The 4,411-nt window shown below is 70.0% G+C and carries 4 protein-coding genes; all 4 read left to right on the forward strand.

Features of this window, described 5'->3' with window-relative positions; all coding sequences use genetic code 11:
- On the forward strand, window positions 1-967 hold a 967-nt coding region (locus tag AB0B89_RS35115), incomplete at its 5' end, for an endonuclease/exonuclease/phosphatase family protein (RefSeq protein ID WP_358561701.1).
- Between the two features lie 3 nt (window positions 968-970).
- Window positions 971-2,002 carry a glycosyltransferase family 2 protein gene (locus AB0B89_RS35120; RefSeq protein WP_358561703.1) on the forward strand — a complete coding sequence of 344 codons (1,032 nt, stop codon included), beginning with the start codon at window positions 971-973 and terminating at the stop codon, window positions 2,000-2,002.
- A gap of 17 nt (window positions 2,003-2,019) precedes the next feature.
- On the forward strand, window positions 2,020-3,108 hold the full coding sequence (locus AB0B89_RS35125) for an endonuclease/exonuclease/phosphatase family protein (protein ID WP_358561706.1): 1,089 nt from the start codon (window positions 2,020-2,022) through the stop codon (window positions 3,106-3,108).
- 242 nt (window positions 3,109-3,350) lie between these two features.
- Window positions 3,351-4,193: an IclR family transcriptional regulator gene (locus AB0B89_RS35130; RefSeq protein WP_358561709.1), complete on the forward strand. Its 843-nt coding sequence runs from the start codon at window positions 3,351-3,353 to the stop codon at window positions 4,191-4,193.
- Window positions 4,194-4,411: the final 218 nt, after the last annotated feature.

Below are 4,411 nucleotides of genomic sequence, written 5' to 3' on the forward strand. Positions count from 1 at the left end.
GCTGCTGCCGGCGGCGCTGCTGGCCGCCGTCGCGGTGCTCGCGCTGTGCCGCGTCCAGGTGGCCAGGCCGGCCCGATGGTGGACGGTGCTGCTCACCTCGGCCGCTCTCGTCCTCGGCCTGGACCAGGCCGGGCTTCGGGAGCCGTGGGGCGGGGGCGCGGACGGGCCCGCGCCCCCGGGCGCGCTGCGCGTGGTCTCCTGGGACACCTTCTGCTGGGACACCACCGACGACCCCGTCCGCTTCCTCCGCTACCTGAGGAAGTGGAGGGCCGACGTCTACCTGCTCCAGGAGCACTCGGGGTGCGGACCCGGGGCGCCGGTGACGATCGACGACGGGGAACGGCTGCGCCGCGAGTTCCCCGGCCGTCATTTCGCGACCGCCGACGGCCTCCTCACGATCTCGCGGTTTCCCATCGTGAGGGAAACCCCGCTGGGGACGAATCCGAACCCGCTGGCGAGAAACTGGAAACGCGCCGCACTGCGCACCGATCTGCGCGTCGGCGAGCACATTCTCTCGGTCTACAACGTGCATTTCTACGACATGCTCTATCTGAGCTCCAGCCCGCTGACCCGCGATTTCTACCGTTCGATCGAACTGCTTGACTCCGCGCGGGCGACCCAGCTCCAGGAGCTCGTCACCGACGTCGCCGGCAACGCCAACCCCGTGCTGGCCTCGGGGAACTTCAACCTGCTGCCCGGCATGGGATACACGCGCCGCCTCGGCCACCTGCGGGACGCGGCGCGCGCCGGCGGACCGCTCTATCCGGCGACGCTCACGTTCTCCGGCCTGCGGTTGTGGCGGATGGACTGGACCTTCACCTCGCGCGACGTCGCCGTCCACCGGTACGCCCTGCGCTCCCCCGAAGGCCTGTCGAGCCACCACCTTCAGGACCTGGTCGTGTCCCCGGCCGCGAACGAGAACGCCGCCCCGTCAACGCCCCCGAACGCCGATCCGAAGGTGAGGTAAACCATGGAAACGCGCCCTCCGCTGGTCACCGTCATCGTGCCGAACTACAACCACGCGCGATTCCTGCCCCTGTGCCTGAAGGCCGTTCAGGAACAGACGTACCCGTGTGTGGAAATCGTGATGGTGGACGACCACAGCACCGACGAATCGGTGACGATCGCGGAGTCCTTGGGTGTCGACGTCGTACGAACCCCGGTCAACAGCGGTCCCGCCGTCGCCAGGAACACCGGCGCAGGGTGGGCGAGCGGCGAAATACTGTTCTTCGTGGACTCCGACGTGGCGCTGGCCCCCGACGCGGTCGCCACCGGGGTGGCGCTGCTGCTGGCCGATCCCGGCCTCGGGGCGGCCTGCGGCATCGAGGACCCCGAGCCGCTGATCCGGTCCACCCAGGTCGAGGACTACCGCTCGCTCCAGCACCACTACTGGTCGATCGGCTCGGAGGGCGAGGTGTCCTTCCTGTGGTCGGCGATGTTCGCCATCCGGGCCGAGGTGTTCGCCGAGACCGGGCCGTTCAACCCGCTGCTGAAGCACACCGAGGAGGTCGACTACGGCCACCGGCTCAGCCGGCGTCACACCGTGCTCATCACCTCGGCCATCCACGGCCGCATGGGCCACGACCGCGAGCTCCCGGCCCTGCTGCGCAAGCTCTTCCACCGGGGCCGCTCCCGCGTTCCCCTGTACGCGAGCAGGCGCAGGTTCGCGCGGGGGTACGAGACGGCCTCACGGGCCTGGGCCTCGGTGGCGGCGCTGCTGGCCGTCGTCACCCTGCCGCTGCCCCTGGTGCTCGGCCCCGTGGCGGCGGCCGTGCCCGCGCTGCTGGTGGCCGCCTCGCTGGCGTGCGACGCGGGGATGTACAGGTTCGTGTTCTCCAGGCGGTGTCCGGTGTTCGGCCTGTTCTTCGTCGGCGTGCACTTCCTGGTGAACCTCGTCATCATCGGCGGCGTGGCGGCCGGCGCCCTGCAGTGGCTGGCGTCGGGCAGGTTCCGCAGGCTGTACGAAACGCCGGCGCCGGCCGCCCTCGGGACCCGGGGCTGAGCACGGTGGAGCCCGGCGTGGAAGGCGCCCCCCGGTGGCGGACGCGGCTGGTCGCCGGGCTCACGGTGGCGTGGCTGCTGTTCGTCGTGCTGCAGCGCCTGCTGTCCGGCCGGTTCTGGCTGTGGCTGCTGCCCGATCTGGCGCCCCCGCTGGTCTATGTCGCCGGTCCGCTCCTGCTACTGGCCCTGGCGCCGCTGGCGGGCCGGTCCCGGCGGTGGTGCTCCGCTCTGGCCGCCGTCTCCCTCGCCGTCGGCGCCGGCCAGAGCGGGCTCGCCCTCGGCGCGCTGCGGGGCTCGGGCGAGCCCGCCGCCCCGGCGGGAGCGGTGCGCGTGATGTCGTGGAACACCGAGTACTGGGACCAGGACGACCGGCCGGAGCGCTTCTACGGTTTCCTGAAGGCCCAGCGGGCCGACGTCTACCTTCTCCAGGAGTATTTGCACTGGACTGATGACACTCCCCAGGAGGTCGACGATCTGGCCCGGCTACGGCGGGAGTTTCCCGGTTACCAGATCGCGGCCGTAGGCGAACTGGTAACGCTGTCGCGCTTTCCCATCGTGGCGGCCCCGCCCGTGGGACCCGCCAGGACGCTCGGGCCCCGGCCGACGTGGGACTCGGCGTTCCAGCAGGCCAAAGTGCTACGCACCGACCTGCGGGTCGGCACGTCCGTGATCTCGTTCTACAACGTGCACATTCCCACGCAGTACATGCTGGACGAGAATCCCCTGACATCGAGGTTCTACTCGGAGTTGCGCGGCAGGAACGCCGCTCGCAAGGCGCAGTTCCACGGTCTCGCGGCCGACGTGGACGCCAACGGGAACGCGATCGTGGTGTCCGGCGATTTCAACACCACGGGCGCCATGGGAGATCTCCGGTGGCTGTCCGGCCGGCTTTCCGGCACCGATGACGCCCGCCATCTCTACCCGGCCTCGTGGCCCGCCTCCGGCCCCGCGCTGTGGCGGCTCGACTGGACCTTCACCTCCTCGGCGCGGGTCCACGGCTACCGCCTCCTCGACCCCCAGGGCCTCTCCGACCACCGCGCGCAGGCGATGCTGCTCTCCGTCGCCGGCGACGATGCTCGCAAGAACCGAATGGCATCGAGCAACTAACGACGCTCATAACGAGCCGACGAACCTGTGATGTCGCAGGCGAGGGCGCGTGCGGTCCCATACCTCGGGTGTCTCATCCAACCATTCCGGGCCGACACTATCGGACATAGCGCAATATATCCGTCATATACCCATGAAACGTCTCCTCATGGTGGACAAAGCGGGGGACTTGACACCCAGCACATCCGATGTAACCATCGCAAAAAATTGCAGCGCTATGAAAATAGATTCGAGTAACTCGAATGCAAAGTGGCCGGAAGTCGTCCAGTGTCGACAAGGCGTTTGAACTCATCCAGGCCGTGTCCGAAACGGGCAGAGCCAGCATCACGCTGGGCGAGCTCGCCCGCCACGCGGGCGTCGCCGTCAGCACCGCGCACCGGTACGTCACCTCGCTGCTCGAACTCGGCGTGCTCGACCGGGACGCGGCGGGCTCGTACCACCTCGGCGTCACCCTGGTGACGCTCGCCGGGCAGTACCTGGAGGAGGACGGCCTGCGTGCGGCGGCGCGCCCGTACCTGGTCGCGCTGGTCGAGCTCAGTGGCGAGACGGTCCACCTCGGCATCCTCGCGGGGAACCGGATCGTGTACATCGACAAGGTCGAGAGCGCCAAGTCGGTGCGTCTCGTCTCGCGCATCGGCAGCCGTGTCCCCCTGCACTGCACGGCGATGGGCAAGGCCGTGCTCGCGCCGCTGGACGAGCGGCGCCGCGCGGAGATCGTCGCAGGACGCCTCGACCGCCGCACGCCGCGCACCCTCACCGGCGCCGCGCTGCTGGCCGAGCTCGACGTCGTACGTGAGCGGGGGTTCGCGATCGACGACGAGGAGAACGAGGAGGGGGTCCGCTGCGTCGGGCTGCCCATCATGAACGCCTCCGGCCAGCCGGTGGCGGCGTTCAGCGTCTCGGCGCCGGCCAACCGCTTCAGCGTCGAGGACTGCCATCGCCTGGCGCCGGCCGCGCTCGCGATGGCGGCCGAGATCAGCCGCAGGATCGGCTACGTGGCGAACCGGAACGGGGCCTCCCCCGCCCTCAGGCATCAGGCGCCAGAGGCAGGTCCGACATCGTTCGCCGAGGCCAGGGACCCCTGACCGCCCCGGTCCCGAAGCGGGCACCGAGCAGCACCCGACCGAGAAGCCGATCCACCCGAGGAGTGAAACGGATGTCCTCCGCCATATCGCCAGACGGTCACGTCATCGTCGTCCGCAATCCCGCCTCGGCGCGCGCCACTCCCGCACCACCAACGCCGAGTCGCCGTGACCGGCGAGCGCGGCCAGCACGTCCTGCGGAGAGGTCCAGGTGCCCCCGT

Source organism: Sphaerisporangium sp. NPDC049002 (assembly GCF_040649355.1).
In the GTDB taxonomy this organism is placed as follows: Bacteria; Actinomycetota; Actinomycetes; order Streptosporangiales; family Streptosporangiaceae; genus Sphaerisporangium.

What these genes read in the sequence shown, in the direction of transcription:
- AB0B89_RS35120 (WP_358561703.1), top strand. Translation starts at nt 971, where the DNA reads ATGGAAACGCGCCCTCCGCTGGTCACCGTCATCGTGCCGAACTACAAC.
- AB0B89_RS35130 (WP_358561709.1), top strand. Translation starts at nt 3,351, where the DNA reads ATGCAAAGTGGCCGGAAGTCGTCCAGTGTCGACAAGGCGTTTGAACTC.